The organism is Aeromonas sp. S12(2024) (assembly GCF_041402305.1).
Lineage (GTDB): Bacteria > Pseudomonadota > Gammaproteobacteria > Enterobacterales > Aeromonadaceae > Aeromonas > Aeromonas veronii.
On the sequence record NZ_JBGLRB010000007.1, the window covers coordinates 132,406 to 157,809 of the forward strand.

Consider the following 25,404-nt stretch of genomic DNA (forward strand, 5'->3'; position numbering starts at 1 on the left):
TTGTAGGCTATTTTCTCTGCTGACTTTTTTTGTCGTTGATTCAATCGAAAGTCCTGTAGTTTGGGAAAATGCTTTCCTCCCAAACAACAAAAAACAATGAGAAGTTAACAACCTCCAAGAGATGCTCTCCCGAAGCAGGAAAGGTATTAATATGTTTCGATTTCAAACTGACGACGTGCCCGTCGTGAATCGTTGTGATCGTAGCGCGGAACCTTAAAAGTCTGTAGTTCTTCCATTCTAGTCGCAGGCACTGCACCGATTGGCTTGTCACCAGCAATAGTCACCCTCTCCATATGACGATGATTCGGGTAATAATCATGAACAGCAGCATGCTGCACCGAGCGGTTATCCCACAGTACCAACATATTAGGTTTCCAGTGATGGCGATATTGATACTCAAGCACCGACGTAGCGTTGAATAGCTGCATCAGTAACGCTTCACTGTCACGCTGTGTCATTCCCTGAATTGCCCGGGTGTAACTCTGATTGACAAAGAGTGCTTTTTTCCCAGTGATAGGATGCACTCGAATAACTGGGTGAGATATTGGCGGATATTCCAGCTCTTTCTGACGCAAGAGCGCCTGTCCCGCTTCAGTTTCAGGAAATAGAAACTTATAAGGTGAGAAATCGTGAATGCCTTCTAACCCTTGCAAGTATTCACGCATTTTTTTGGATAAAAATTCGTATGCAGTTGTCATACTACTAAAGCAAGTATCACCACCGATTTCAGGCACAACGTGTGAATAAAGCATGGTCGCTTTGGGAGGACAGCGCTTATAGGACTCATCCGTGTGCCACCTGTCGGTCAATACTGGTGGGTTACCATCTTTGTAATCAAAGACAATGAGTTCCGGATGTTCTTCACTATTCTCAGCAAAAGGATGTACAGTGAGTTGGCCAAAATATCGTCCTATCCTTAAGATGTCTTCCGACGACAAAATTTGATCTGGGAAAACCAGTACTTCATGCTCACACAATGCCTCCTCGAGCTGAGCAATTGTCGTATCACTCAGTGGCTCCCGCATGTCCAGTTTGGAAATTTCTGCGACAAAAAAAGGACTCAATTTTTTCAAGGTAAACTCAGGGCTACTTCTCATCTTAATCTCCAGTCGTCTTATTCAATTTAACTGCCATGCGGTTGGTTGCCGTGTTATCAATAATAGGTTTCGTTGCACAAAGAAAGAGCATCACTGAACACACCATCATAGGATAAAAAGCACTTTCAGGGTGGCCGGTCTGGTCCCATAAAAAGCCACTTACCACAGGAGTGATCACGGCGCAGGCGTAGCCAATGGTCAGCATCAATGACGATACACGGTGGACCTCATTGGCCTGACTCACCAAACTTGGAAGCCCAAGCATCAAAATCAGTACGATGGCAGAGAAAAAGCCAACGATCGCGGCTGCAGGAACAATAGCCTCCGCTTGATAGAGTGCGACCATCGCCAAGGCTCCCAATAATCCAACAGAGGACAACAGATAAGGCATACGAGACTTCGCCACAGAACCTGTGGCCATCAACAAAAGTATGGAAGCGGGTATCTGGCCAAGATTCAATACAATCAATGCTGACGGTGTCTGTGATGCTGCACCTATTTCATCCAAAAACCGAGGAATAAAAAAGTTGGTCGAAAAATACGTGGCATTCACACATCCCATCATAAGCCCCAGTTTCCAGAGGTTTGTTTGTCGGAAATCAGGCCACCATTTGGCACCGCTCCCCAATCGCTGGCCAGCAGCATTATTTTGGGGCACGCCAAAATAAATCAGACCAGCGATTAACCACGAGACAATGCCCCAAAACTTATAAGCCTCTCGCCAAGAACCCAGCCAAGGCACCAGCAAGGTATCGGTGATCGCCACGGGGATAACCTCACCGCCAAGCAACATACCATTTACATAAATAGCTGTTGCAAACACGATATGTTTGGGATACCAGCTGGCAACGATGGATGGCAACGCTGGCTGCATAAACGCCACCCCTAACCCTGTAACAGAAGTAGCCAGGTACATGGCCATAGCCGTATCCACGGATCCGCGCAGTCCAGAGCCGATACCAGTGATCAACAAACCCGCCACGAGAGTTTTGAGGGCCCCAGCTTTTGAGATCAGGAGTGCCCCCAGAACCGCGGCCGCCGCAAACAAGATAGGGGGAATACCAGAGATCACCCCAACTTGAGTTTCCGTGAGAGCCATTTCAGCATGAATCTGTGAAATTACTGGCGGAGTTGCCAGAATCGTTAGCCGGGTCCCGGCTCCAGCCAGCCACAGTAATACCAACCCAAACCAAGGCATTCTTTCAAGACTCGAGAAATTCTTAGATAATAACGTCATCATGACTCCTTACCGACTTTTTGTCAGAAAGAGAAATGCACCGACTCTTTTCAAAGCTGTCGACTTGTTCAGGCGTAAACGCAAGGAGATCAGTCAATAACTGTCGAGTATGTTCACCATGCTCTGGTGCAGGTTGTCTGATAACGTCAAACGCAGGATAGGCTCCCAGTTGTATCGGTTGGCCCACCAACAACATCTCACCCAAACGTGGATGGGTAACAGAACACTTCATATTGAGCGCATCTATCTGAGGATTAGACATAGCCTGGCCAACATCATAGACAGGACCGCAAGGAATACCTTTGTCGTTCAGCCGGAAAATGAGATCATCACTCTCATGGTTCTTAGTTACTGACTCAATCAGAGCCATCAAAGCAACACGATTATTGGATCGTGCGTGGATGTCCTGATATTCAGGACGTTCGTACAATGCGCCCAGCTCTAAGAGTTCACACAAAATGGAGAATTTATCATCCTCGGCGGCAGCAATGTTTATTTCTCCGTCGAGCGTTTTCACAACACCTGTGGGCATTAATGTAGGATGATCATTCCCCATCCGTTGCGGTAATGTCCCATCATGGAGCCACCGGGCAACTTGAAAGTCCATCATCGCTAAGGTCGATTCCAGCAATGATGTTGTCACCCATTGCCCTTCGCCCGTCAGTTCACGTTGATAAAGGGCCATTAACACTGCAATGGCCAGATTCATCCCGGCGCTTACATCCGCGATAGCTACGCCTGTGCGCAATGGTCCCGTATCCGGAGTCCCTGTCAGAGACATGATGCCGGATACACCTTGTATAATTTGATCCACTGCAGGCCGACTGGCACATGGACCTTGCTGGCCAAAGCCGCTTATGCTGCCGCAGATAATTCGGGGATTAATTGCCTTAAGAGACTCATAATCCACACCTAAGCGGAATTTCACTTCAGGCCTGAAGTTTTCAAGTACAATATCCGCCTTTGCCACAAGACGCTTTAAGATCATCTGACCTTCGTCAGTCTTGAGATTCACCGATAAACTGAGCTTGTTCCGGTGTAAGTTTTGATAATCAAATCCTTCTCGTGCCCCCCCCATACTGTCACCACGGTCGGTTGGTTCTTCGATTTTAATCACGGCCGCGCCCCAGTCAGCAAAAAGCCGGGACGTCACAGGGCCAGCTCTATGACGTGTTAAATCCACTACCGTTAACTCAGACATAGGTAAATGGCACATGTTATTTTTCCAGTCAGTATTTGGACAGATTAGAGGGGGTAAACAATTGAGTTTGATATAATGTCGGGAGCACAGATGCAGGTCCTTCGTTTAAAGGTAATCTGTGTGTCCCTCATCATCAGGATGTCCAATGTTTTACCCGTTACCAGTAGAGATGCCTCGTGGCCATTAATGCTCTCATATACCGTAAAGCTGCTCGTGGCATATACCAGAGTCCACGATCCTTTCTGTTCCACTTCGGTGATGCGCAGATTTGATACCATGTGTTGCTGAACACGCTGCCGGAAATAAATAGAATCCTGCAATGCTGCGGCCCGGTCATACGCCATGTCTTGGTTTTCACATAACACAAAACATATGGGCCAGCCGCGTTCAACGTTTTCACGAGATGTCACTTTATAGAGGCAATCAGGTGCTAGAAATGTGACCCATTTCATCAGGTCGTTTTGCTCAAGAGTATGGTGATAGGCAGCATAAAAATCTGCCACCGCCGCCTGCAGTGTGAGGTCTCTTTGTAAACTACTCAAAGTGCAATACCTCTTTATAATATCGGTAGAATCCACGGATCGCCGACTCTGTCATCATATGGTCTTCACTCGATTCTCCCGTGCTGGCCTCCAGAACAATATTTGACTGAGGGCTACCTTTGGCACCATCTTGCGTCACAGCCAAGATTTCATTGTCATCAATAGTTACTAGTCCGGACGGCCCCAATAAATTGGCCTGTAGCAGCCGGCGTTTCGTGAGCGCTTGAGATTCATTTGCATAGCCAAAAAACGTCCAGACTTTAATACAGGTATTCGGCCCATCCGGAATAACGTGTCGCATTGCCAGGCAATTGAGCTGCTGTAGCATGATCAGATTTGGAAAAATCGTCATAATTGCCCCAGTTCCATGCTCAAATTCACGCTGATGGTCAATTAGCTGAGGTGCTTTGAGTCGAGCCTTAGGTGCAGCTTCTTCGTTCTGGCGCAACTGAAAGGAAGCAGTACTAACAAGAACACTGTGCGCCCCAGTTCGACACACTTCGACACTTGTTCTCTGATCGGAACGCCAAATTCCGAAGTTTTTGAAAAACGAGTGCAGTAATGCTGCATGAAAGGGATCTTTGACGTTTTCAACCTGCAATTTCCAATTGCAGTTGATGCGATGTCGCATTTTTCCGATCACCTTAAGTTCCCTGCCATCACACACCCGATCAAAATAGGCAAGCATGGTCGGATCGAGGTATTCCTCAAATGGTGGCAAGTCAAATGAGTGACTCGCAAAAATTACACCATGACGTACCGTGACGTTCAGCCGCTGCATTCCATGTTCATCAGGGTTAAACGACGCCGACATCCCGCCCTTACCATCAATACCATTCTTAAACGGCATCCCTCTCAGTTCACCCTGAAGATTAAATGCCCACTCATGGTACGGGCAGACGAACAATTTCACGTTACCATGTTGGTTATGACAAACTTTCGCACCTCGATGAGGACAACGGTTGACCAAAACATTGATAGCCCCTTCACGGTCACGAACCACAACCACGGGCGTCTCACCTATGTATGTCTGGATATAATCGCCCGGGTTGGCGACTTCAGCCGCCAACCCTACATAATTCCAAGTGTTGCCCTGGAAAATGTATTCAATTTCCTGGGAATAAACCGAATCACTGGTGTAGACTTCCGAAGGGATTCGGCGTGTGCCTTCCTTAGGCCATGGCTTCATCCGAAAGCTCCTCATGAGCCTCAGTACTGACACCGAGGTTGCTGGCATAGACCGTCAGGTCTGCGATTCTCGACATCACAGTCATCAGCATGGCCCAACCTTTGTTCTGGATATCAAACAAGGCCTGGCTATCTCCAATCTCAGCCGAAGCGATAAAATCGTAGCCCATACGAACATGCTCATCATCAAGCACACTATGCAGCTCAAAATGCTCTTTTGTAGAGGAATCCACTAAAGCAGGTTTAATATGCTTGTAGAAAAATACTGCTGACGCTTCCACAACCAAATGCACCAAGACGACCTTTTCGAGGTCAGTCAAAGAGTACATTTGACTTACAAACCATGAACTTGCTGCCTCCAATGTCGGATCAAAAACCACTTCAAAATCCTGACGATTGTTTTTCAGTTGACGGTTGTGTCCTAACTCTTCTTCAAGGTGCGACATTGTCATGTCTTCGTAAGCCTTGTCATTCAGAGTGGAGGCTCTAGATAGCACCATTCGCTGAAAATGATCAGACCATACCTGAAAGCAATTGAGAAACTTGGATTTAGCAACCGGATTGTCCAGCAGCTTGCGATTCACTAACGCAAAAAGCTTATGCTTATCAAAGCGCTCCATGTAGATCTCATTGCGAGCAAACAGTTGTTCTGCCACAGAGCCGCCAAAATTCTTTTTAATATCGTCGGGAAGGAAAGTCGCCCAAGGATCAGAATAATCCTCATATAAGCCGCGGCTATCAAATTGTATAGATAGCCCCCAGAACCCATTTGGATTCGCACCTTTAAATCCATGCAGCTTACCAGGGGGAACCAAAAGCGCATCACCTGCTTGCATTTTTGCTTGAACATCCCCAGTGGTCCATGCGCCACCTTCGCACATCAGAATCATCGACTCTACAGGATGAATGTGCGGTTCCAACTCTTCACCAGCCTCTAAACGTACCCATGCCATGGAAACGCGGTTATCGTCAGGAAGGAAATCCAGCAGATGTGGTTGTTTCATAAAATCTTTCACGTGACCAAGCCAGTGCTCTACCCCGTCAACTTCAATTGTTCGTATTGATGGAATGTCATCACGCTTTACCAGTGTCACATCAGTTAATTTTTTCATTTTGACTCTATTTATAATTCACGCAGAAAGATGCATTAGATGCATCTATATACCCAGTTGAGATGCAGTTCGCTAACCGATGGCGAATGGTACTCACACGACTCGCAATGGCAATAAAAAAACAACAATCAATTCACGCGATGTGATCTTTGTTACAATTTCTTAAACAAGTTAACTTTGAGCAATGATTTTTACAGCGTTCAATGTTGACATGCTATCTAAGCTTGTATAAGAAGCGTCATTTTGGTTCTGTCCCAATTACGTGTTACATAGGGTGATGTGGTTCCCCAATGCCGCATGCAAACATGCCTTGATATTTATGCCCCTCCCGTAAAGTAACAGTATCCTGCGCCAGCCTTCGCAGTTTTTCAGAAAATGGGTACGCACTCTGACTAACTGAAACTGGCATAAATACTCACCCCATCGCGCACCTCAACACCACATCCGGTAAAGCTGCTGCGACCATCTCAGCGTTCATTTTCTCCATTTGGAAATTCGCATAGTGGCTCGCTGGGTCTTGCACCACCATCCTCTTCAAGTCTGCATCATGGTCCAGTTGCTTCACTCCATAACCAACTGGCCTAAGTACAATAAGTTTTTGATTAACCGTGGTTTACTCACCTTCTGGGTTGATACCGAGACCATGAAGAACTGGTTTCACAACGACCATCATGGGTGGCGCTGCTGTAGTCCGCTTTACACGGACCAGACCATCTGTACCGTCCTGATGTTCAAGGGGATTTTCAACCTCACTCTGCGGGCCAGTCAGGGGCTACTCGACTCCCTGTTCGAGTTGATGAATATGCCGTTGTGCGCACCGGGCTATAACTGTGTCAGCAAGCGGGCACGCATGGTGACGGTGGGCCCCCAAAGGAGCGCATTATCGACTTGGTTATCGACTCAACCGGGTTGAAGGTGTTTGGTGAAAGCGAGTGGAAGGTCAGAAAGCACGGTGTTGAGAAACGGCGAGTCTGGCGCAAGTTACACCTGGCGGTAGACCTTGTGAGCCACGATATCGTGGCGGCGGAAGTCTCGCTGGAAAATGTCCATGATGCTGAGGTGCTGCCGACGCTGCTCAATTCACTGCGGCGCAAGCTGGGACGTGTTTATGCGGATGGAGCTATTGCAGTTATGACAGAAAAGCAAGTCATCAGCTGATCTCGCACAAAGGGGCGAAAGCCTGTATCCCGCCTCGCAAGAACGCGGGTTATGGGAAAAGGGACATCCGAGAAATGAGGCGGTGCTGGAGATGGGTAAGGAAGGGCTAGTGCATTGGAAGAAGATGTCGGGATATCACCTTAGCTCACTGGCAGAGACGGCGATGTATCGGTTCAAGCAGTTGCTGGTGGGCGAGTGATGGCGTATGTGAGCGTCTTGAACAAACTCAACGCCCTGGGTCTGCCTGTAAGAAAGCCACTCGTGTAGCTATCCCTTGGGGCTGGGGGAATGGCGTTTGAATGACCGATTTGGGCAACAACGCCGGTATTCACCTGACAGTCGCCCACATAAACGGAGTGATAATACAGCTTCAATCCCCTTTTTTTAGGGACATCTATTTTACTTGGCATCTATATTATCAATCAAAATGCATAACATAGAAGCTCAAAAATTATGGAAAATCTAATCATCACTGCTGCCGTAAATGGTGGAATAACTCCCAGAAGTAAGAACCCTGCAGTCCCACATACCCCAAAAGAAATTGCCGATGCTGTAGTGCAATGTAGTTTGGCTGGTGCCAGTGTCGCCCATATCCACGCTCGTGATGAAGCTGGTATGCCAAGCTATGATAGCAACGTTTGGCGGGAAATTATTGAGCGTGTCCGTGAGCGTTCCAATATTATCCTCAACCTGAGCACATCTGGTCTAAACCTTCCACAAGGTTTTCCAGAAGAAGAAGCATGGAACCATCTTCAGTACAGCCCAGAAATAGCCTCATTTAATTGTGGTTCGGTTAACCATGGCGATAAACCATTTATCAATAGCCCCGCACTTGCTAGAAAACTGGCGCTTGCCATCAAGCAACACAATGTTACACCAGAGATCGAAATTTATCATTCAGGTGTGATTAACGAGGCAATCACCCTTCAAAAGCAAGGCTACCTTGGCTCAAAATTGGTGTTTGCATTCGCTATGGGGATCCATGGCGGGGTCAGCCCGACCTGCAAAGATCTGCTGCATTTAGTCGATTGTCTCCCAGAAAATAGTATTTGGTCTGCTATTGGCATCGGTCAGGCGCAGCTCCCACTAAATACCTATTCAATTTTGCTTGGTGGTCACGTCCGCACTGGTCTTGAAGACAATATTTATTACCGCAAGGGTGAGCTTGCGACCAGCAATGCTCAGCTTGTGGATCGTATCGTCAGGCTGTCTCATGAATTAGGCAGGGAAGTGGCTACTGTCGATGAGGCGAGAAATATTTTAGGGTTAAGCCAAGCTTTAAAACCAGAAAAAACTGCCACCACGGCCATGTAACTTCAGCCAATAAAAGGAATAAAATATAGTGTTAAATACCCAAGCCATTTCAGACACTAGCATATATTCAGTCGTTAAGAAAGGGGCTGAACTTAGCACAGAAAACCCCGTGGTAATTTTGTTGCATGGACGTCGCCAAACTGTAGATGACATGTCTAAACTAATACAAAAGCTGAATCTGGATGATGTAACCTATTTACTACCTTGTGCCCCGGGAACAACATGGTATCCGCGTGGGTTTACCCGCGACATTGAAGACAATCAACCTTTTCTAAATAATGGTCTCGATTATATCAACGATATACTTCAAGACTTACTTTCACAAGGAGTAAAAAGTCAAAACATCTGGCTCGCTGGCTTTTCGCAGGGTGCTTGTATGGTCGCCGAATTTTTGAGGCAATATTTATGTCCGGTTGGTGGTGCAATTATATTCACCGGAGGTCTATTCGGGCCTAATTATCCAAAAGTAGTATCTCAAAAAAATATATTTAATGGAATGAGTATATTTATAACTGGTAGTAACAACGATACTTGGGTATCTGCTGAGCGTGTGACAGAAACGGCCGAATATTTTGATCAGCTGGGTGCGAGTGTGCATCTGCAGATTTTTACCGGACGAGACCACTACATTTCTAAGCCTGAAGTTGAGAGAGCTAGAGAGTTAATCTCATCCAGCTTTACTATGAATAACGAGGAGGTCGCATATGCATAACGCGTATATTTGTGATTTCGTAAGAACGCCTATTGGTCGCTATGCCGGCTCACTGGCCTCTGTCCGCGCTGACGATCTGGCCGCAGTCCCTTTGCAGGCTCTTAAAAAACGTCACTCAAATGTGGATTGGCGTAACGTCGATGATGTGATTTTAGGTTGTGCTAATCAGGCTGGAGAAGATAACAGAAACGTCGCTAGGATGAGTTTACTATTAGCTGGTTTTGATAAAGAGGTACCAGGGTCAACGGTAAACCGGTTATGTGCATCTGGGATGGAAGCAGTTTCTAGCGCAGCTCGCGCCATTAAAGCTGGCGAAGCCAATCTGATCATTGCCGGTGGTGTTGAGTCCATGTCACGGGCACCGTATGTGCTTGGGAAAACTGATTCACCTTTTTCTCGTAATGCTGAATTCTACGATACCACGATGGGCTGGAGGTTTGTTAACGCAAAACTGAACGGAATGTACGGCACTTGCTCTATGCCTGAAACAGCTGAAAACCTTGCGGTAAAGTTCCACATTACCCGAATAGAACAGGATGCGTTTGCGCTTTTGAGCCAGCAAAAATATGCCGATGCCAAAGAGCGAGGATTCTTCAAAAATGAAATTGTACCTGTCGAAGTCAAACACAAACGTCAGGGGAGTGTACTTGTTGATACCGATGAACATCCCAGACTCTCGAGTTTAGAAACCTTGGCCAATCTCAAACCGGTCGTTCATCACAATGGTTCTGTTAGTGCTGGTAACTCATCAGGTATTAACGATGGAGCTGCTGCATTATTGATAGCTTCAGAACAGTCACTGTCAAATTATAAACTAGTACCAAAAGCTAGGATAGTGGCAACAGCCTGTGCCGGAGTAGAGCCAAATATTATGGGCTTCGGCCCAGTACCAGCTATTAAAAAGGTACTGGAGTTAACGCAACTGTCATTAGACCAGATGGACGTGATCGAGATAAATGAGGCATTTGCATCTCAGGTACTATCTGTTATTAAAAACCTTGGTATTGAGGGAGACGACCAGCGTCTGAATCCGAATGGTGGCGCAATTGCTCTTGGACATCCACTTGGAATGAGTGGCGCGAGAGTGATTGGCACTGCAGTTAATCAGCTAGAACAACAACGCGGGCGTTATGCACTTTGTAGTTTGTGCATCGGTGTCGGGCAAGGAATGGCCATGATCATTGAGCGAGTTTAAGATAATTAGTAGATCTGGAGTGGCTTCGGTCGATATAACCAACTGATGCCACTTATAAAAGATATTCTAGGAAAATTCTGGAGTCACATCACCGTGGTATTAATGTCAAATTCAAAGAATTCAACTCAACAAGAGTTAACCAAACGCTTACGCCGTTTGCGAACGACTTCACTGATGAGAGAGCTAGTCAGGGAAAATGAGGTGAAATTAAGTGATTTAATTTACCCGATTTTCGTCGAAGAAGATATCTCAAGCGAGGTGCCAATTATCGCTTTACCAGGTCTGGCTAGAATACCGGAAACACAGCTTGCTTCTGAAATAAAAGAGCTTTTTGCATTAGGGATTCGATACGTGATGCCATTTGGTATTAGTCATCACAAAGATGAAATAGGTAGTGATACGTGGAATAGCAACGGTTTGCTTAGTCGTATGATCACCACTATAAAATCTGCATGTCAGCAAATGATGGTGATACCCGATATCTGTTTTTGCGAGTATACAACGCACGGGCATTGCGGTACATTGGCCAATCATGACGTAGATAACGATCAGACTGTGACAAACTTAGTCAAGCAGTGCATCACTGCAGCACGCGCCGGGGCCGATATGCTAGCACCCTCTGCCATGATGGACGGTCAAGTCATGGCTATTCGTCAAGGGTTGGATGAAGCTGGGTTTTCTAGTGTTGCCATACTCGCACATAGTGCGAAATTTGCATCTTCCTTTTATGGGCCCTTCAGACATGCCGTTGAATGCGATCTCAAAGGAGATAGACGAACTTATCAGCTCGATTATGCTAATTCTAGACAAGCATTAAGCGAAGCATTGCTCGATGAACAAGAAGGGGCTGACATTTTAATGATCAAGCCCGGTACGCCTTACTTGGATATCTTGACAAGCTTGCGCAGCAAAACACTGCTTCCACTGGCGGCATATCAAGTCAGCGGAGAGTATGCTGCTATCAAGTGTGCTGCTCAAATGGGCATGTTAAACGAACAAGAAGCAGTTTTAGAAACACTGACAGGTTTAAAAAGAGCGGGGGCTGATCTTATCGTAACCTATTTTGCGAAGCAGTTCGCAATCTGGAATAAATGTAATTCATACACCCTAGAACATATAAAGGCTTAGCTATGAGGTCGAAGGACTACACCCTGTGCATTCTAGTCATGGCTATATGGGGTCTTAATTTTTCTGTCGTTAAATTAGGACTAAATGCGCTTGATCCAATGTTGCTGACCGGGCTGAGGTTTACATTAGCGGCTGTTCCCGCCGTTTTTTTTGTGAAAAAGCCTGATGTGCATTGGTTTTATCTGGCTGCCTATGGTTTAACTTTTTCGGTTGGTGTGTGGGGACTGTCAACTTGGGCTATAGGCGCTGGTTTATCACCAGGCATGGCCGCTTTGTTAATTCAGACTAATGTTGTTTTCGGCTTGGTGCTTAGCTGGTTCTTACTCAAAGAATCGGTGAGTACCAACCGTTTCATCGGTTCACTAATCGCTTTGCTTGGATTGGCCTTCAGTCTAACTGTTTCCGATGGTTCTATCAATATGGAAGGTGTGTTACTTATTCTGGTTGCTGCGTTGTGTTGGTCGGCTTCTGGTATTTTGCTTAAAAAATCAAAAACAAAACGCGTTTTCGCCTTCAGCGTATGGTCCATGCTCTTTGCTCCCATTCCACTTTTTTTCATTTCCTACATTCAGGTCGGGGCAAACAACTTTACTGCCTTGGTAGAAAACATGACCACACTCGATATATTCTCAATTATATACCAAGCTTATTTCACAACGCTTTTCGGTTACTGGATTTGGAATAGGTTAGTTGTATCTTACCATTTGTCTTATGTGGCCCCTTTTACTTTACTCGTGCCAATCTTTGCCATTTTAGGTTCAAATATTTTTTTTCACGAGGCTATATCTTCACAAAAAGTGTTAAGCTGTGCTTTGGTCGTAATCGGCTTGTTAATTGGTAGTTTTCCTCCCACTAAAATCAAAGAGTTGGTACAGAATATTAAAATTAAGTATTCCAACGATTTTAAAAATGAAGGTTAGTATTTTGAATCACCGACAGATGTGTGTTCATACCGCACGTGAGCTTATGAATAAAGTATGGAATGATAAGGCACCCGAGTTCGTGAAAGATGTTATGACTCCCACAACCACGATTGAAAGCCCAATTAAACTGTCTGTAGGACCTGATTCATTTTGCAATACTTTGAAAGTTTGGCAGCAAGCATTTCCAACGTCACTGTATAAAGAAGACAGTATTACAACTTATCATAACGAAATTGTTATCGAGTGGACCACAAAAGGAAAACACCTAGGTGAATTTCTGAGCATTTCTGCAACTGGTAAAGATCTGGTTTACCAAGGGAGTTCACGGTTTACCTTTATACATAATAAAATCAGTCATTATTCATCTGTCGTTGACATCCAGGGTATATTAGGTCAATTAATGGGAATATCTTTAGCGCAATATGAAAATATAAATCTGCGAAGTCCTTTAGAGGACTTGTATGATGTCATCCCAAAATTGCTCTCGCCATTCTTAACCAGGCGTCAGATTGAGTGCCTTTCATTGTCAACATTAAACTTGTCAGTAAAAGAAGTGGCCACCATTTTAAAAATAAAAGACAGCTCAGTTCAAACCCACCTGAAGCGAGCCTTCGAATTACTTAACATCAGCAATAAAAAAATGTTTATGACTTATATTTGCGATAATAACACAATAGAGGTATTAATCAGAATGGGGATATATCTGAAGAAAAAATCTAGTTTCAATATGTTTTTTGGCTAAATTTTTGCTCCGTTACAGTACATAGGCACCGGTTGTATATTGATAGGTTTTGTCGCGAAGTTGACGAAGCAAGCGAGCATTCTTAACCATAGAGGGGCGTTGTTTCCCACATCAGAGTGACCTGAATTGAACTTATGGTGGAGACGGCGATCTGATCACCAAATCCCTCTTCAAATCAGCATCATGGGCAAGTCGCTTCACGCCATATCCAACTGGTCACAGTACAACCGTTCCTTGGTCAAACTCGGCTCGCTAACGTTCTGGGTTGATGAGAATGTCGTTTATAACTGGTTCCATCAAGAACATCATGGCCGCCGGGGACGAAGCGCCCTCTACACCGACCAGACCATCTGTACCTTTCTCATGCTCAAGGGCATTTTCAACCTCTCCCTGCGGGCGACACTGGGCCTGCTCGACTCGCTGTTTGAGCTGATGAATGTGCCGCTGTGTGCCCCCGACTACAGCTGTGTCAGCAAGCGCGCCAGTACCGTGAAGGTGGCATACCGCCAGCCACCCAAGAGCAAGGTTACCGATTTGGTTATCGATTCCACCGGCACGAAAGTGTTTGGCGAGGGTGAATGGAAGGTTAGAAAGCATGGCCATGACAAGCGCCGGGTCTGGCGCAAATTGCACCTGGCGGTAGACCCGGCGACCCACGACATCGTGGCAGCCGAGGCTTCGTTGGAAAATGTTCATGATGCCGAGGTGTTGCCGACCCTGTTCAATCCGCTACGCCGAGCCCTTGGTACCGTGTATGCCGATGGCGCATATGACACCAAGGCCTGCGATGAACTGATAAAGCGCAAAGGAGCAAAGGCTTGTATTCCGCCGCGCAAGAATGCCGGTTTATGGGGTGAGGAGCATCCACGTCATGAAGCGGTTCTGGTGATGCGCAAGGAGGGGCTGACTCACTGGAAGCAGCAGTCCGGGTATCATCGGCGCTCATTGGCCGAGACGGCGATGTATAGGTTCAAACAATTGATGACGGGAAAAATCAGTCTACATAACTACAACGGACAAGTGGGAGAGCTCATGGCCTACGTGTGTGCGATGAACAAACTGAATGCCCTTGGTCTGCCGGTTAGAAAGCCCCAAGTGTAGCTGTCACCTGGGGCTGGGGAAGTTGTGGCATAATGGCCGATTTGGGCAACAATACCCCATAGAGGCAGAGCCTCTATACGAGCAAGAAACGCCTCTTTGCGAGTTTTGCGACGTTTACCATTGAACTGGCAGTCCGCAAAGGTGAGCTGGTGACTCATGCTGACCTCATCCCTGAGATCAGTGGGGCCATAACCTCACGAAAATGACTCAATGGGGTTCTGTTAATTGCTTGATCATCCTGAATACATCTGACAAGAGCAACATCTTAGCATCAATCTGTATCCCACTTTTCCCACTTTATCTGGCCTCTGCTACCACCTTGGCCTGTTGTAGCCGTTCAAACTTGGCATGTACCCGATTGGGGTAGAGGTCGGTGTATATCTGCCAGAGGATGTTGATGTTTCTGTGGCCGGTGACTTGGGCGACCTCGTCGATGACAAAGCCAGCTTCAAACAGACGGCAGGCTCCTTCGCGGCGTAGGTCGTGCCAGCGTAAGTCTTCAATTCCAAGCTCCGTTCTGACTCGCAGAAAACCGGCGGTGACGCTCTTGCTGTTGTAGGGGAAGATGCGATCGTCGGCTCTGGGCTGACGTTTGAGGATCTCCCAAGCCTCGCCGAGCAGGGGCACCAGCATATGGTTCCCTATCTTTTTTCTCGGGTCTTTGCGGTCTTCAACCAGCACGGCACGATTCTTCTCATCTACGGCAGACCACTTGATCTTGCACACCTCGCTTATTCGCATGCAGCTCAGGATGGCGAAGTTAAGGAGGTCTGTGTAGGGGATCTTGGCCATGCTATGGCTCTGCCTTTTTTCCAACCCTTGGATGATCCGCTCCAGTTCATCGCTCACCGGACGACGGGTGCGCTTCTGGGCTTTTCCCACCAGTTTCAGGTTGTTGAGGGTCTTGCGTGCTTCTAAGATGAGCTTGTTGTCGACCGGGATATTGAAGACTGGGTTGGCGGCTGCAAAAACAGAACCAAGATAGCTGATGTCGTGAGCAACGGTAGCTGGAGATGCCCCCGCATCTCTTCTGGCTTGGCAGTGATCGACCAGGTCTTTGATGGTGAGCTCGTCGGCATTGAGCTTGGCGATATCGCAATCGGCAACTAGGTCGAGGCAATAAGCCTTGGTTCTGCCTATGGTGGGGCTGATGGCTGGATGGGCACGGTAGAGAGAAATGAGTTCGCGGATGGTTGGGGCGGGTTGTACCTGTCCTGGCAAACCATCCCTCTCGATCATCGCAACCATCTGCGTGCCCCAGCTCTTGGCGTCGGACTGTCTGCCAAAGGTTCGGGATTCTCGGTATACTACCTCTTCGCCTTTATGTTCCCTGACGGTGCAGCGATAGCGTAGCTCGCCTTTGCTGGTCTTACGTTTTTCTATTGTGTAGCCGGCCATAGATACCTCGTGGAGTACACCTGCCCCATGAAATGGTGGGGCAGATATGGGGCAGGTTCAATCAACAAATGTCTGGAAACACCCGCAAATGACTCAGAAACAAATCAGTGAAAACACCGTTAAATCAGGCTCTGAGGCCATATCTGGCAAGCCTGCCCACCGCCAGACATTCTCAATTGCCCCCATGCTGGACTGGACTGATCGGCATTGCCGTTACTTTCATCGACTGATGAGCCGCCAGACCTTGCTTTATACCGAAATGGTGACCACCGGCGCCATCATCCACGGCAAGGGGGATTATCTGGGTTACAGCGAGCAGGAGCACCCCATCTCCCTGCAGCTGGGTGGCAGCAATCCGGCCGATCTGGCGCGCTGTGCCAAGCTGGCCGAGGAGCGCGGCTATGACGAAGTGAACATCAACGTCGGTTGTCCCTCCGATCGGGTGCAGAACGGCCGCTTTGGTGCCTGCCTGATGGGTGAACCGGCGCTGGTGGCAGACTGCGTCAAGGCGATGCGCGATGTGGTCGATATTCCGGTGACGGTGAAGACCCGTATCGGTATCGACGATCAGGACTCTTACGAGTTTTTGCAGGCCTTTATCGAACAGGTGCGCGATGCCGGTTGCGATACCTTCATCGTCCATGCCCGCAAGGCGTGGCTGAGTGGCCTGAGCCCCAAGGAGAACCGCGAGATCCCGCCCCTCGATTATCCCCGCGTCTATCGGGTCAAGCAGGATTACCCGGAGCTGACCATCGCCCTCAACGGCGGTGTCACCTCCATGGAGCAGACCCTTGAGCACCTGCAACACGTCGATGGCGTCATGATGGGGCGCGAAGCCTATCAGAACCCCTACATTCTGGCGCAGGTGGACAATCTGGTGTTCGGCCAGAACAACGCCGTGCCGAGCCGCCACGAAGTGGTGCGGATGATGCTGCCCTATATCGAGCAGGAGCTGGCCAAGGGCAACTACCTCTCCCACATGACCCGCCATATGCTGGGGCTGTTCCAGAACATGCAGGGGGCTCGCGCCTGGCGTCGTCACCTGAGCGAGAACGCCTGCAAACCGGGGGCGGATATTCAGGTGGTGCTGGATGCCATGGCCAAGGTGCCGGAGTTTGCCGCCAGCGAGACGGCCGAATAAGCCAGTTGTGCCAAGGCAAGAGCAGCCAAAAAGCGCGTCAGTTGACGCGCTTTTTTGATCGCTGTCGCTTCAATATCTGAACTGGTTGATCAGCCGCGAGAGATCCTGCAGCCGCTCTACCAGCAGGGTGATGCCATCTAGCGCCTGCCTGCTGTTGTCGGCGGTGTGGCTGGCCAGCTGGTGGATCTGGTGTACCCCTTCATCGAGGGTCGCCGTGACGTCGGCCTGCTGACTCACCGCCTGGGCGATCTCGTCGCTGGTGCGGGTTACCTGCCCCAGCATCCGGTTGATCTGGGTGAGCACGTCGGCGGTGGTGCCCGCGTGCTGCTGGCAGCGCACCGAGGTCTGCGCCCCTTGTGTCATCCCCTCCGACAGCTGTCGTGTAGTCTGTTGCAGCGCCTGGATCATCTCGTGGATCTCGCTGGTCGAGGCACGGGTCTTCTGGGCCAGCGCCCTTACTTCATCCGCCACCACGGCAAAGCCGCGCCCCTGTTCGCCCGCCCGGGCGGCCTCGATGGCCGCATTGAGGGCGAGCAGGTTGGTCTGGTCGGCGATTTGACTGATCACCTCCAGAATGCCGCTGATCTTCTGGCTGTCGCTGGTGAGCTGGGCCAGCACGGCGTGGTTGGCATCCAGCTCCTGATGGAGTTGGTTGACGGCAGAACGGGTGGTCGCCAATGCTTGCAGCCCCTCGTCGGATACCTGCTGTACCTCTATGACCAGATTGCTCGCCTCATGGGCACTGTGGGCCACATCGCGAATGGAGTGGCTCAACTCGGTGATGGCGGTCGCCAGCTGCTCGCTGTGGGTGCGCTGCTGCTGCAGATGAGTATCAATGGTCTGGATATTGCCCCGGTCATCTTCGGCTGCCTGCAGGATCTGCTGGTTGGTGTCGGCGCTGCGCCCGACCACGGCCTTGAGCTCGGCCTGTTTCATCCGCAGGGCCAGTTCGACGGCCGCCAGAGTGTCGCGCCGTCGGGTGTAGAGCACCTGACAGAGGCGGGTTCCCTTGTCTTGATCGGCAAGGGTGAGCAGATGAGCCAGCCGTTGCTGCAATCGCCAGCCGTGGGTTGCCTGTGCCAACAGCAACAAGGCGGTGGGCAGCAGCCATAACAGGTTGCCGGTGGCAAAGTTAGCAAGGGTGGTGAGCAAGGCAGAAGCGGAGAGCCAGAGGGTCAGCTGACCCGGTTCAATGTGAAAGCGGCTCAGCCAGGGAAGCGCCTTGCCGCTGCGCAACAGGCCATAGAGCTGCTCGGCCCAGGCCACATCGTTGGCGGCGGGTTTGGTGCGCACCGACTGGAACTCGACGATCTCCTTCTGCGCATTGAGGATCGGGGTGACGTAAGCGTTTACCCAATAGAACTGACCGCTTTTGGCGCGGTTCTTGACCAGCCCCATCCAGCTTTTGCCCTGTCGTAGCCGCTGCCACATGTCGGCGAAGGCCGCCTTGGGCATGTCGGGGTGTCGCACCAGATTGTGGGGCACCCCTTCCATTTCGGCAGCACCATACCCGGCCACATCACAGAAATGCTGGTTGGCATAGGTAATATGACTGGCGGGATCCGTGGTCGAGATGAGTGCGATGTTGTCGGGGAAGTGTATCTCCCCCTCCTGATGGAGTCTGATCATGTGTCGTTCCTGAAAAAGCCAAATAACTGATAACTATGTTTTTTATTGTCGTTCTCAGTTAATCATTCTAAGGCTCTTCAGTGACCCGAACTTGGCTTGGGTCAATTAATCAACACAATGAATTGATGAAGTGAGGGTCAGCTGGCCGGTGTGAAATCGTGAACTTCACCCTTTCTTGGGGCGAGGCGAGGATCATCATCTTTGTACTCATGTACAAGTTGCATGGTTTTGCAGAAGCTGGCCTGCTTGTCGTACTCCTGACGAGCCAACTCGATGGCCCGCTCGGCCCGGCGCCGTTCCATCTTGTCAGACTTGCGATCGCTGAACTGTTGCTGCTGGTGCAGCATCCAGCCGACAAACTCTTGCTGGCATTGGGATTCTCTATTGGCCTGCGCAGGCAGGGTCCACAACAACGAGAGCAGTATCAAATAACGCATGTCTGACTGGGTATTGAAGATTAATTGAACAGAAGGGGCGGCATTTTAGGCTGGAAATCGGGATGTGAACAGTATCAATAGCGAGGCCCTGCGGGGCCTCGCATCATTGTGGCCGGTGTCAGTGTTTGACGAGGTAGAGTTGGCGGCTGTAGGCCACATCTTCCGGGTTGTTGATGGGGTAGCCTTTAAGCCATGGCTTGATGAGGCGGGCATTGGTGTACTGGTAAATGGGGGCGATGGGGGCCTGATCCAGCAGGATCGTCTCCGCCTCGCCAAACAGCTTGCTGCGGCTGGCGGCATCCTGAGTGCTGGCCGCCTCTGCCAACAGTTGGTCATAACGGGCATTGGCAAAGCCTGCCATATTGCCGCTGTGACGGGAGCCCCACAGGCCAAGGAACGCTGAAGGGTCGTTGTAATCTGCGACCCAGGAGGAGCGGATCACCTCGAACTGACCGCTCTGGCGGCTGTCGAGATAGGTTTTCCACTCCTGATTGGTCAGCTCGACCTCGGCGCCCAGCTTCTGCTTCCACATGCTGGCAATCGCCAGGGCCATCTTCTTGTGAATTTCCGCGGTGTTGTAGAGCAGGGTCAGCTTGAGCGGCTTGTCCGGGCCATAGCCGGCCTCCTTGAGCAGGGCCTTGGCCTTGCTGTCCAGCGCCGGTTGGCTGCTGGTGGAGAGCAGGTTGGCGGCCGGGGTGAAGCTGGCGGTCACATCCGGAGTGAAGTGATAAGCCGGTTTCTCGCCGGTGCCGAGCACCTTGTCGGCGATCAGGGCGCGATCGATGGTGTAGGAGAGCGCCTTGCGCACCCGCACATCGTTCAGTGGCGCCTGACGGGTATTGAAGGCGTAGTAGTAGGTGCCGAGCTGATCCGGGGTGTAGACCTCATTCGGGATCTGCTGCTTCAGCTTGTCGTACTGCTCCTTGGGGAAGGATTCGGTGATATGCAGATCGCCAGCCAGGTAGCGGTTGGTGGCCGCGCTCTCCTGATTGATCGGCATAAAGATCACCTTGGTCAATACGGTATGGGCCCGATCCCAGTAATAAGGGTTGGGGGTCAGCTCCAGCTTCTCGTTGACCACCCGGTTGTTCAGCACAAAGGCACCGTTACCCACCAGTTTGCCGGGTTGGGTCCACTGGTTGCCGTACTGCTCGATGCTGGCTTGATGGAGCGGCGACAGGCTGGGGTGGCTCAGCAGGTTCAGGAAGTAGGGCACCGGCTGGGAGAGGGTCACCTGCAGGGTGTGGTCATCGAGGGCCTTGACCCCCAGCTCGCTGGCAGGCAATTTGCCAGCGACTATCTCGTCCACCTTGTCGAAACGGGCCAGTTGGGCAAACCAGGCGAAGGTGGCCGCCTCTTTCGGGTCGACCAGCTTGCGCCAGCCGTAGACGAAGTCGCCGGCCTTGACCGGATCGCCGTTGGACCAGCGCGCATCCGGGCGCAGATGGAAGGTAAAGAACTGGTTGCCCTTGTTCTCCCAGCTGGCCGCCACCCCGGCAACCGGTTTGCCATCCGGCCCCTGGGTCAGCAGCCCCTCGAACAGATCCCGCAGTACCTGCAACTCCGGCAGGCCGACCAGCTTGAGCGGGCTCAGGCTCGCAGGTTCATCCTTGAGGTGGCGAACGACAATCTGCTCGGCGGCGAGTTGTGTTCCGGCGGGAATATCGGCAGCCTGGACAGCAGCACAGCCCAGCAGGGCCAGCAAGGGGCTCCATCCTTTCATGGGTCGGATCCTTCAAATAGTGTGAAGCGGGGAGAAAACTCGGCGAGAAAATATCGCCGACAGATGGGAAATCATGATATCCCGTTTGCTGGTCTGACCGCCAGCATTCGACTCTCACTCCCAATCGGGGTAGAAGATCGTTCCCGGCGTCTGTGCAGTTCAATGTGGTGAGGAGTGTCAAACGATGAAAGCATGGTTATTGCTGGCCTGTGTGTTGAGCCAGGGTGCCTGGGCGTTGGCCCCGTGCCAGAGCGATACGGCGGTGGGCAACTGGTGCGAGATCGGCATCGATGCCTTGCACCCGACTCAGGGGGGCGTCGGCCAGATCCAGGTCGATGAGACCCAGGCCACATTGGCGGGCATGAGCGCAAAGCAGCTCGACAAGTTGATGAAAAAGAAAGAGATCCCCGTGGTGATTGCGCCGGATGGCAGCTACTGGCTGGTGGACCGCCACCATCTCACCAAGGCGTTGTGGCAGCAGGGCGTCAAGGATGCCCGGGTCAAGGTGATTGGCCGTCTGCAGGATAAAGCCAACTTCTGGAGCCAGATGCAGAACAATCATTGGGCCTGGCTCAAGGATGAGAAGGGGCAACCGCTGACCCCGGAGCAGTTGCCGACCAGTATCGACAAGCTGCCTGATTACCCCTATCGCACCCTCGCCGGACTGCTGCAGAATGCGGGCTACTTTCGCAAGGATAAACAGGTCTATTTCGTCGAGTTTGCCTGGGCCAGCTGGCTCGGCAAGCAGATGCAATGGATGCCGGTGGACAGCGCCAATCTGGCGGCCCGCCTGCAACAGGCCAAACGGCTCGCCTGCGGCAGCGATGCCAGTGACTTGCCCGGTTATCCCGGCAAGCAGTGCAGCCTCAACCAGTCCAAAAGCGCGCAGTGAGTGGATAGGCGATGACGGCGTCCAGAGCATGCCGGAGATAAAAGAGGGCGACCCCGGGGTCGCCCTTATGCTGTCAGCTACTGGTTAGCGGTGGTCACTCATGGCGCTCCGCCCAGCGGGCAGCCGCCTGCTCAAGCAGGGCGACGTCACCTTGCTGGATCAGCGGTAGCAGATCGTTGACCTGTTGATCCGGCCAATCCCACCAGGCTAGGGCCTGTAGCCGGGCAATCTCCTCCTCGCCAAAGCGCATCCGCACCACCCTGGCCGGGGTGCCAGCCACCATGGCATAGGGCGGCACATCCTGATTGACCAGTGAGCGGGCGGCGATGATGGCGCCGTCGCCGATGGTGACGCCGGGCATGATCATCGCCTCCATGCCGATCCAGACATCGTTGCCGATGCGGGTATCGCCAGCGGGGCGGTAGCTGCGCTGGAGCGCCGCCAGATCGGCGAACGGATAGGTGCTGATGAAGGACGTGTTGTGGGTGTGGTTGCCGCCCATGATGATCTTTACCCCGGCGGCAATCTGCACATAGTCGCCGATATGGAGCCGGTCGATATGCCAGAGCGGCTCCCAGCCGGTTTCCGGGCTGCGGCTGAAGGGATCGCCATGGAGGTAGCGCACCGCCACCTCTTCGAAGGGGCCATCCCAGGCACCCGAGTAGTAGCTGTGCTGCCCCTTGAGGCAGATATTGGGGTTGGTCACCGTCAGGTGCAGGTATTCGACCTGCGACCAGTGTTGGCAGGTGTTCATGCTGGTACTCCTTTGCTGAATGGATCGGATGGGTTGCGTTCGCTTGAGCGCAGCTAATAGATCCAGACCAGCATGCGGGGCACGCAGAGCAGGGAGCAGCCCAGCATCTGCGGGAGGCGTGGTCGCATTGTGGTGTGCTCCAAAGAAGGGTGTAAGGGCGCGATCATAAAGTCGGGCGCCGGGTTTGCCAAGGTTGCGCAGAGATCCTGCACTAACCCTCTGGTTGATATTTATTCTCAATTAGCCATGATAACACTCCCACCATGACGGATTCGGGAGAGCGAGATGACACCGCAAAGTTGGCAACGATACATGTTGGAGGCGGAGCGTGCCTGGCAGGCCGGTTCGCTAGGGGCGGCGATCTGCTTTTATCAGCAGGCGCTGGGGGATGTTTACGAGATGACCCAGGTGGAGTTGACCGAGCTGGCCACCATGCGGGTCGCCACCTGTCACCGGCTGGCTGACTTCTGGCGGGCGATGGATGAGCCGACTTACGAGCTGCGCTACCTGAAGCTTGCCTCCGAGCTGGTGACTGCGCTGGTGCCGCAGTGCCCGAACCGGGAGTGCGAGGCGCTGATCAGCGAGCTGGGTTGCTGCCGTGGAGCCCTGCTCGCCTTTCTCAAGCGTCACCCCAATCCGGAAATTGCCCGGCTGATCCAGCTGCAGGACAAGGTGCAGGGCTGCGAGCTGATCGGCCGTTTTCGCCTCAACTGAACGGATGTGGGCGCGGCTCAGCCTCGCCGTTTGAGTTTCTGGGCGATGCGTTGCTGCGCCTCTTCCCCTTGCAGTGCCTGGGCGAAGGCGCGCGCCTCCAGATCGATGACAAAGTGCACCGCCTGTTTAAGCTCCTGTTTCAGCAGCGCCTTGCTCTTTTGCAGCGCTCTGGGCGGCTTGGCCGCCAGCTTCAGCCCCTGCTCGCGGGCAAGGGAGAGCAATCCATCGGCCGCCACTACCTTGTTGGCCAGCCCTAATCGCAGCGCCTCTTCGGCATCAATCGCCTCGGCGAGCAGCAACAGCTCGGCTGCCTTGAGGTGCCCCACCAGACGCGGCAGCAGCAGGCTGGAGGCGAACTCCGGCACCAGCCCCAGCTCGACAAAGGGGAGCTGCAAGCGGGCGTTATCCGCCAGATAGACCAGATCGCAGTGCAGCAAAATGGTGGTGCCAATCCCCACTGCCGGGCCTGCAACGGCAGCGATCACGGGTTTGGGGAAATCGGCCAGGGTGTGGAGGAACTGCAGTATGGGGTCGTCGGGCTCCAGCGAACTCTTGCCCATAAAGTCGGCCAGATCATTGCCCGCGGTAAAGCAATCTTGCTGCCCCTGCAACAACAGGACATGCACCTCTTCATCGGCTGCCGCCTCTCGCAGCGCTGCCACCAGTTGCTTATAGAGCTCGGTATTGAGGGCGTTGCGCTTGTCGGGGCGGTTGAGGGTCAGGGTGAGCAAGCCATCCTGCTGCTCGGCAATGAGAATGGGGGCCATGTCTAAATCCTTGTTATTGAAAGGTGCAAAAAAGGTTGCTGCTGGGGTAACCTTGGCGCCGTTTAACAACATCATAAAAGGATTTCAACCATGTTTAAACGTGCGTTTTATTCTCTGCTGGTTCTGGGTATGACGGCGCCTGCACTGGCCAAGGTCGAGGCTGTCGACGGTTATGTGCGCCTGTTGCCGCCGGGCTCCCCCAACACCGCCGCCTTTATGGTGCTCAAGAATGACGCCGACCAGCCGGTCAAGCTGGTGGCGGCGGCTTCTGCTGCGGCCGGGCGTGCCGAGCTGCACACTCATCTGCACGAAAATGGCGTGATGAAGATGCGTCAGGTCGAGAATATCGAGATCCCGGCCAAGGGCGAAGCGGTGCTGAAACCGGGCAGCCTGCACATCATGCTGTTCGAGGTGGGCACGCTCTCCGAGCAGACCCCTTTCCCGCTCACCCTCACCATGGATGATGGTCAGAAGCTGGATCTGTCACTGCCGGTGAAGCCGATTGAGCCGATGGCAGAGATGAAGCATATGAAGCACTGACATTTGTCGTCGTTTGTTCAGGATTGACGCTGGGTATTTTGGCTGCACCGAGTAAAATAGTGCTCTTTTCCATGTATGCAAGAGGAAGTGACGTAATGAAAAAGACGCTGATTGCCGGTTTTGTGCTGGCTCTGTGCAGCCAGAGTGCCATGGCCGCTGACGACTGGCGTTTTGCCGCCGGTGCCGATGTATGGGCCGCCAAGGGCAGTGGTCAGGCTTATGGCACCAGTGCTGATGGCAGCTATGACGACAGCTACAACTGGAACGGCTATCTGCAACTGGAACACGGCATCATCTTCCTGCCGAACGCCAAGTTTGAAGTCTCCGATTTCAGCACCTCCGGCGGCAACTTCAAGAACGATCTGACTGCCTACGATCTGAGCCTCTACTACCGTCTGTTCAACAACGATCTGTTCAAGATCGATCTGGGTATGACCGGCCGTCACTACGATGGCGAGCAGGTCTACTTCGGTCGCAAGGGTTATGACGAAGATACCCTGATGGCCTATGCCGGCAGCGAAGTGAAGATCCCGGGCACCGGCATCGCCTTCTTCGGCGATCTGCGCACTCACGATGCGGACAACTATGACTACCGTCTGGGTGGTTCCTACAAGTTCTCCTCCATGCCGATCAAGCTGCGTGCCGGCTGGCGTGAAGCCAAGGTCGACTTCGCCAATATCGATCAGTCTGTTGATGGCTGGTTCATGGGCGGCGAATTCACTTTCTAATCTGACCGTCGACTGACGACGAGGAGCGATA

The 25,404-nt window shown here is 51.5% G+C and carries 24 protein-coding genes and 3 pseudogenes; 13 read left to right on the forward strand and 14 right to left on the reverse strand.

Features of this window, described 5'->3' with window-relative positions; genetic code table 11:
- Positions 1-146: 146 nt before the first annotated feature.
- The 7 genes and pseudogenes from ACB035_RS09235 to ACB035_RS09265 all read right to left on the reverse strand — a co-directional run.
- Complete coding sequence (locus ACB035_RS09235) at positions 147-1,097, reverse strand: TauD/TfdA dioxygenase family protein (protein ID WP_371167134.1); 951 nt, start codon at positions 1,095-1,097, stop codon at positions 147-149.
- A 1-nt stretch (position 1,098) separates the two neighbouring features.
- Positions 1,099-2,337 (reverse strand): CynX/NimT family MFS transporter, encoded by a 1,239-nt coding sequence (locus ACB035_RS09240; RefSeq protein ID WP_371167135.1) that lies wholly within the window; start codon positions 2,335-2,337, stop codon positions 1,099-1,101.
- Positions 2,318-3,535 carry a CaiB/BaiF CoA transferase family protein gene (locus ACB035_RS09245; protein WP_371167136.1) on the reverse strand — a complete coding sequence of 406 codons (1,218 nt, stop codon included), beginning with the start codon at positions 3,533-3,535 and terminating at the stop codon, positions 2,318-2,320. The genes ACB035_RS09240 and ACB035_RS09245 overlap by 20 nt, the downstream gene beginning before the upstream one ends.
- 44 nt (positions 3,536-3,579) lie before the next feature.
- Entirely contained in the window at positions 3,580-4,077 is a 498-nt protein-coding gene (locus ACB035_RS09250) for a hypothetical protein (protein ID WP_371167137.1), read from the reverse strand.
- Positions 4,070-5,266: a Rieske 2Fe-2S domain-containing protein gene (locus ACB035_RS09255; protein ID WP_371167138.1), complete on the reverse strand. Its 1,197-nt coding sequence runs from the start codon at positions 5,264-5,266 to the stop codon at positions 4,070-4,072. Before ACB035_RS09255 ends, ACB035_RS09250 begins: the two co-directional genes overlap by 8 nt.
- Positions 5,250-6,377, reverse strand: a complete 1,128-nt coding sequence (locus ACB035_RS09260) for a cupin domain-containing protein (protein WP_371167139.1) — start codon at positions 6,375-6,377, stop codon at positions 5,250-5,252. The genes ACB035_RS09255 and ACB035_RS09260 overlap by 17 nt, the downstream gene beginning before the upstream one ends.
- Positions 6,378-6,772: 395 nt before the next feature.
- Positions 6,773-6,906 (reverse strand): annotated as a pseudogene (locus ACB035_RS09265) (IS1595 family transposase); the annotation flags it as partial.
- A gap of 18 nt (positions 6,907-6,924) precedes the next feature.
- On the opposite strand from ACB035_RS09265, the pseudogene ACB035_RS09270 reads away from it, so the two are divergent.
- The 8 genes and pseudogenes from ACB035_RS09270 to ACB035_RS09305 all read left to right on the forward strand — a co-directional run bounded on the left by ACB035_RS09270 (position 6,925) and on the right by ACB035_RS09305 (position 14,650).
- Positions 6,925-7,802: pseudogene (locus ACB035_RS09270) on the forward strand (IS5 family transposase).
- A 186-nt stretch (positions 7,803-7,988) separates the two neighbouring features.
- Positions 7,989-8,849, forward strand: coding sequence for a 3-keto-5-aminohexanoate cleavage protein (locus ACB035_RS09275; protein ID WP_371167140.1), 861 nt, complete (start codon positions 7,989-7,991; stop codon positions 8,847-8,849).
- A 28-nt stretch (positions 8,850-8,877) separates the two neighbouring features.
- Positions 8,878-9,561 (forward strand): alpha/beta hydrolase, encoded by a 684-nt coding sequence (locus ACB035_RS09280; RefSeq protein WP_371167141.1) that lies wholly within the window; start codon positions 8,878-8,880, stop codon positions 9,559-9,561.
- A complete protein-coding gene (gene pcaF, locus ACB035_RS09285) occupies positions 9,554-10,756 on the forward strand; it encodes a 3-oxoadipyl-CoA thiolase (RefSeq protein WP_371167142.1) in 1,203 nt (400 codons plus the stop codon). The genes ACB035_RS09280 and pcaF overlap by 8 nt, the downstream gene beginning before the upstream one ends.
- 45 nt (positions 10,757-10,801) lie before the next feature.
- A complete protein-coding gene (gene hemB / locus ACB035_RS09290) occupies positions 10,802-11,884 on the forward strand; it encodes a porphobilinogen synthase (RefSeq protein ID WP_371167143.1) in 1,083 nt (360 codons plus the stop codon).
- Between the two features lie 2 nt (positions 11,885-11,886).
- Positions 11,887-12,804 (forward strand): EamA family transporter, encoded by a 918-nt coding sequence (locus ACB035_RS09295; protein ID WP_371167144.1) that lies wholly within the window; start codon positions 11,887-11,889, stop codon positions 12,802-12,804.
- Positions 12,805-12,823: 19 nt separating this feature from the next.
- Positions 12,824-13,549, forward strand: coding sequence for an ester cyclase (locus ACB035_RS09300; protein WP_371167156.1), 726 nt, complete (start codon positions 12,824-12,826; stop codon positions 13,547-13,549).
- Positions 13,550-13,732: 183 nt separating this feature from the next.
- Entirely contained in the window at positions 13,733-14,650 is a 918-nt protein-coding gene (locus ACB035_RS09305; RefSeq protein WP_371167145.1) for an IS5 family transposase, read from the forward strand.
- 56 nt (positions 14,651-14,706) lie between these two features.
- Here ACB035_RS09305 and ACB035_RS09310 read toward each other — a convergent pair.
- Positions 14,707-14,808, reverse strand: a pseudogene (locus ACB035_RS09310) (IS5/IS1182 family transposase); the annotation flags it as partial.
- A gap of 139 nt (positions 14,809-14,947) precedes the next feature.
- Positions 14,948-16,048 carry a site-specific integrase gene (locus ACB035_RS09315; RefSeq protein ID WP_371167146.1) on the reverse strand — a complete coding sequence of 367 codons (1,101 nt, stop codon included), beginning with the start codon at positions 16,046-16,048 and terminating at the stop codon, positions 14,948-14,950.
- Positions 16,049-16,136: 88 nt separating this feature from the next.
- Between ACB035_RS09315 and dusA the strand changes: the two genes are divergently transcribed.
- Positions 16,137-17,189: a tRNA dihydrouridine(20/20a) synthase DusA gene (gene dusA / locus ACB035_RS09320; protein ID WP_371167147.1), complete on the forward strand. Its 1,053-nt coding sequence runs from the start codon at positions 16,137-16,139 to the stop codon at positions 17,187-17,189.
- 69 nt (positions 17,190-17,258) lie between these two features.
- Here the strand turns inward: dusA and ACB035_RS09325 are convergent, their stop codons facing one another.
- The 3 genes from ACB035_RS09325 to ACB035_RS09335 form a co-directional block, all read right to left on the reverse strand.
- Positions 17,259-18,818, reverse strand: coding sequence for a methyl-accepting chemotaxis protein (locus ACB035_RS09325; RefSeq protein ID WP_371167148.1), 1,560 nt, complete (start codon positions 18,816-18,818; stop codon positions 17,259-17,261).
- Positions 18,819-18,955: 137 nt separating this feature from the next.
- Positions 18,956-19,255 (reverse strand): hypothetical protein, encoded by a 300-nt coding sequence (locus tag ACB035_RS09330; protein ID WP_258720728.1) that lies wholly within the window; start codon positions 19,253-19,255, stop codon positions 18,956-18,958.
- A gap of 118 nt (positions 19,256-19,373) precedes the next feature.
- Positions 19,374-20,978, reverse strand: coding sequence for an ABC transporter substrate-binding protein (locus ACB035_RS09335; protein WP_257686910.1), 1,605 nt, complete (start codon positions 20,976-20,978; stop codon positions 19,374-19,376).
- Positions 20,979-21,162: 184 nt separating this feature from the next.
- On the opposite strand from ACB035_RS09335, the gene ACB035_RS09340 reads away from it, so the two are divergent.
- On the forward strand, positions 21,163-21,870 hold the full coding sequence (locus ACB035_RS09340; RefSeq protein ID WP_021231739.1) for a ParB-like protein: 708 nt from the start codon (positions 21,163-21,165) through the stop codon (positions 21,868-21,870).
- A 94-nt stretch (positions 21,871-21,964) separates the two neighbouring features.
- Here ACB035_RS09340 and ACB035_RS09345 read toward each other — a convergent pair whose 3' ends face one another.
- Positions 21,965-22,624 carry a CatB-related O-acetyltransferase gene (locus tag ACB035_RS09345; protein ID WP_371167149.1) on the reverse strand — a complete coding sequence of 220 codons (660 nt, stop codon included), beginning with the start codon at positions 22,622-22,624 and terminating at the stop codon, positions 21,965-21,967.
- A 285-nt stretch (positions 22,625-22,909) separates the two neighbouring features.
- On the opposite strand from ACB035_RS09345, the gene ACB035_RS09350 reads away from it, so the two are divergent.
- A complete protein-coding gene (locus tag ACB035_RS09350) occupies positions 22,910-23,338 on the forward strand; it encodes a DUF2753 family protein (RefSeq protein ID WP_005335785.1) in 429 nt (142 codons plus the stop codon).
- Between the two features lie 17 nt (positions 23,339-23,355).
- Here the strand turns inward: ACB035_RS09350 and ACB035_RS09355 are convergent, their stop codons facing one another.
- Positions 23,356-24,105, reverse strand: coding sequence for an enoyl-CoA hydratase-related protein (locus tag ACB035_RS09355; protein ID WP_047434550.1), 750 nt, complete (start codon positions 24,103-24,105; stop codon positions 23,356-23,358).
- Between the two features lie 90 nt (positions 24,106-24,195).
- Here ACB035_RS09355 and ACB035_RS09360 point away from each other — a divergent pair, with 90 nt between their 5' ends.
- Both ACB035_RS09360 and ACB035_RS09365 read left to right on the forward strand, forming a co-directional pair.
- Positions 24,196-24,645 (forward strand): copper chaperone PCu(A)C, encoded by a 450-nt coding sequence (locus tag ACB035_RS09360; protein ID WP_005335782.1) that lies wholly within the window; start codon positions 24,196-24,198, stop codon positions 24,643-24,645.
- A gap of 95 nt (positions 24,646-24,740) precedes the next feature.
- Positions 24,741-25,373, forward strand: coding sequence for a TIGR04219 family outer membrane beta-barrel protein (locus tag ACB035_RS09365; RefSeq protein WP_005354809.1), 633 nt, complete (start codon positions 24,741-24,743; stop codon positions 25,371-25,373).
- Positions 25,374-25,404 lie beyond the last annotated feature (31 nt).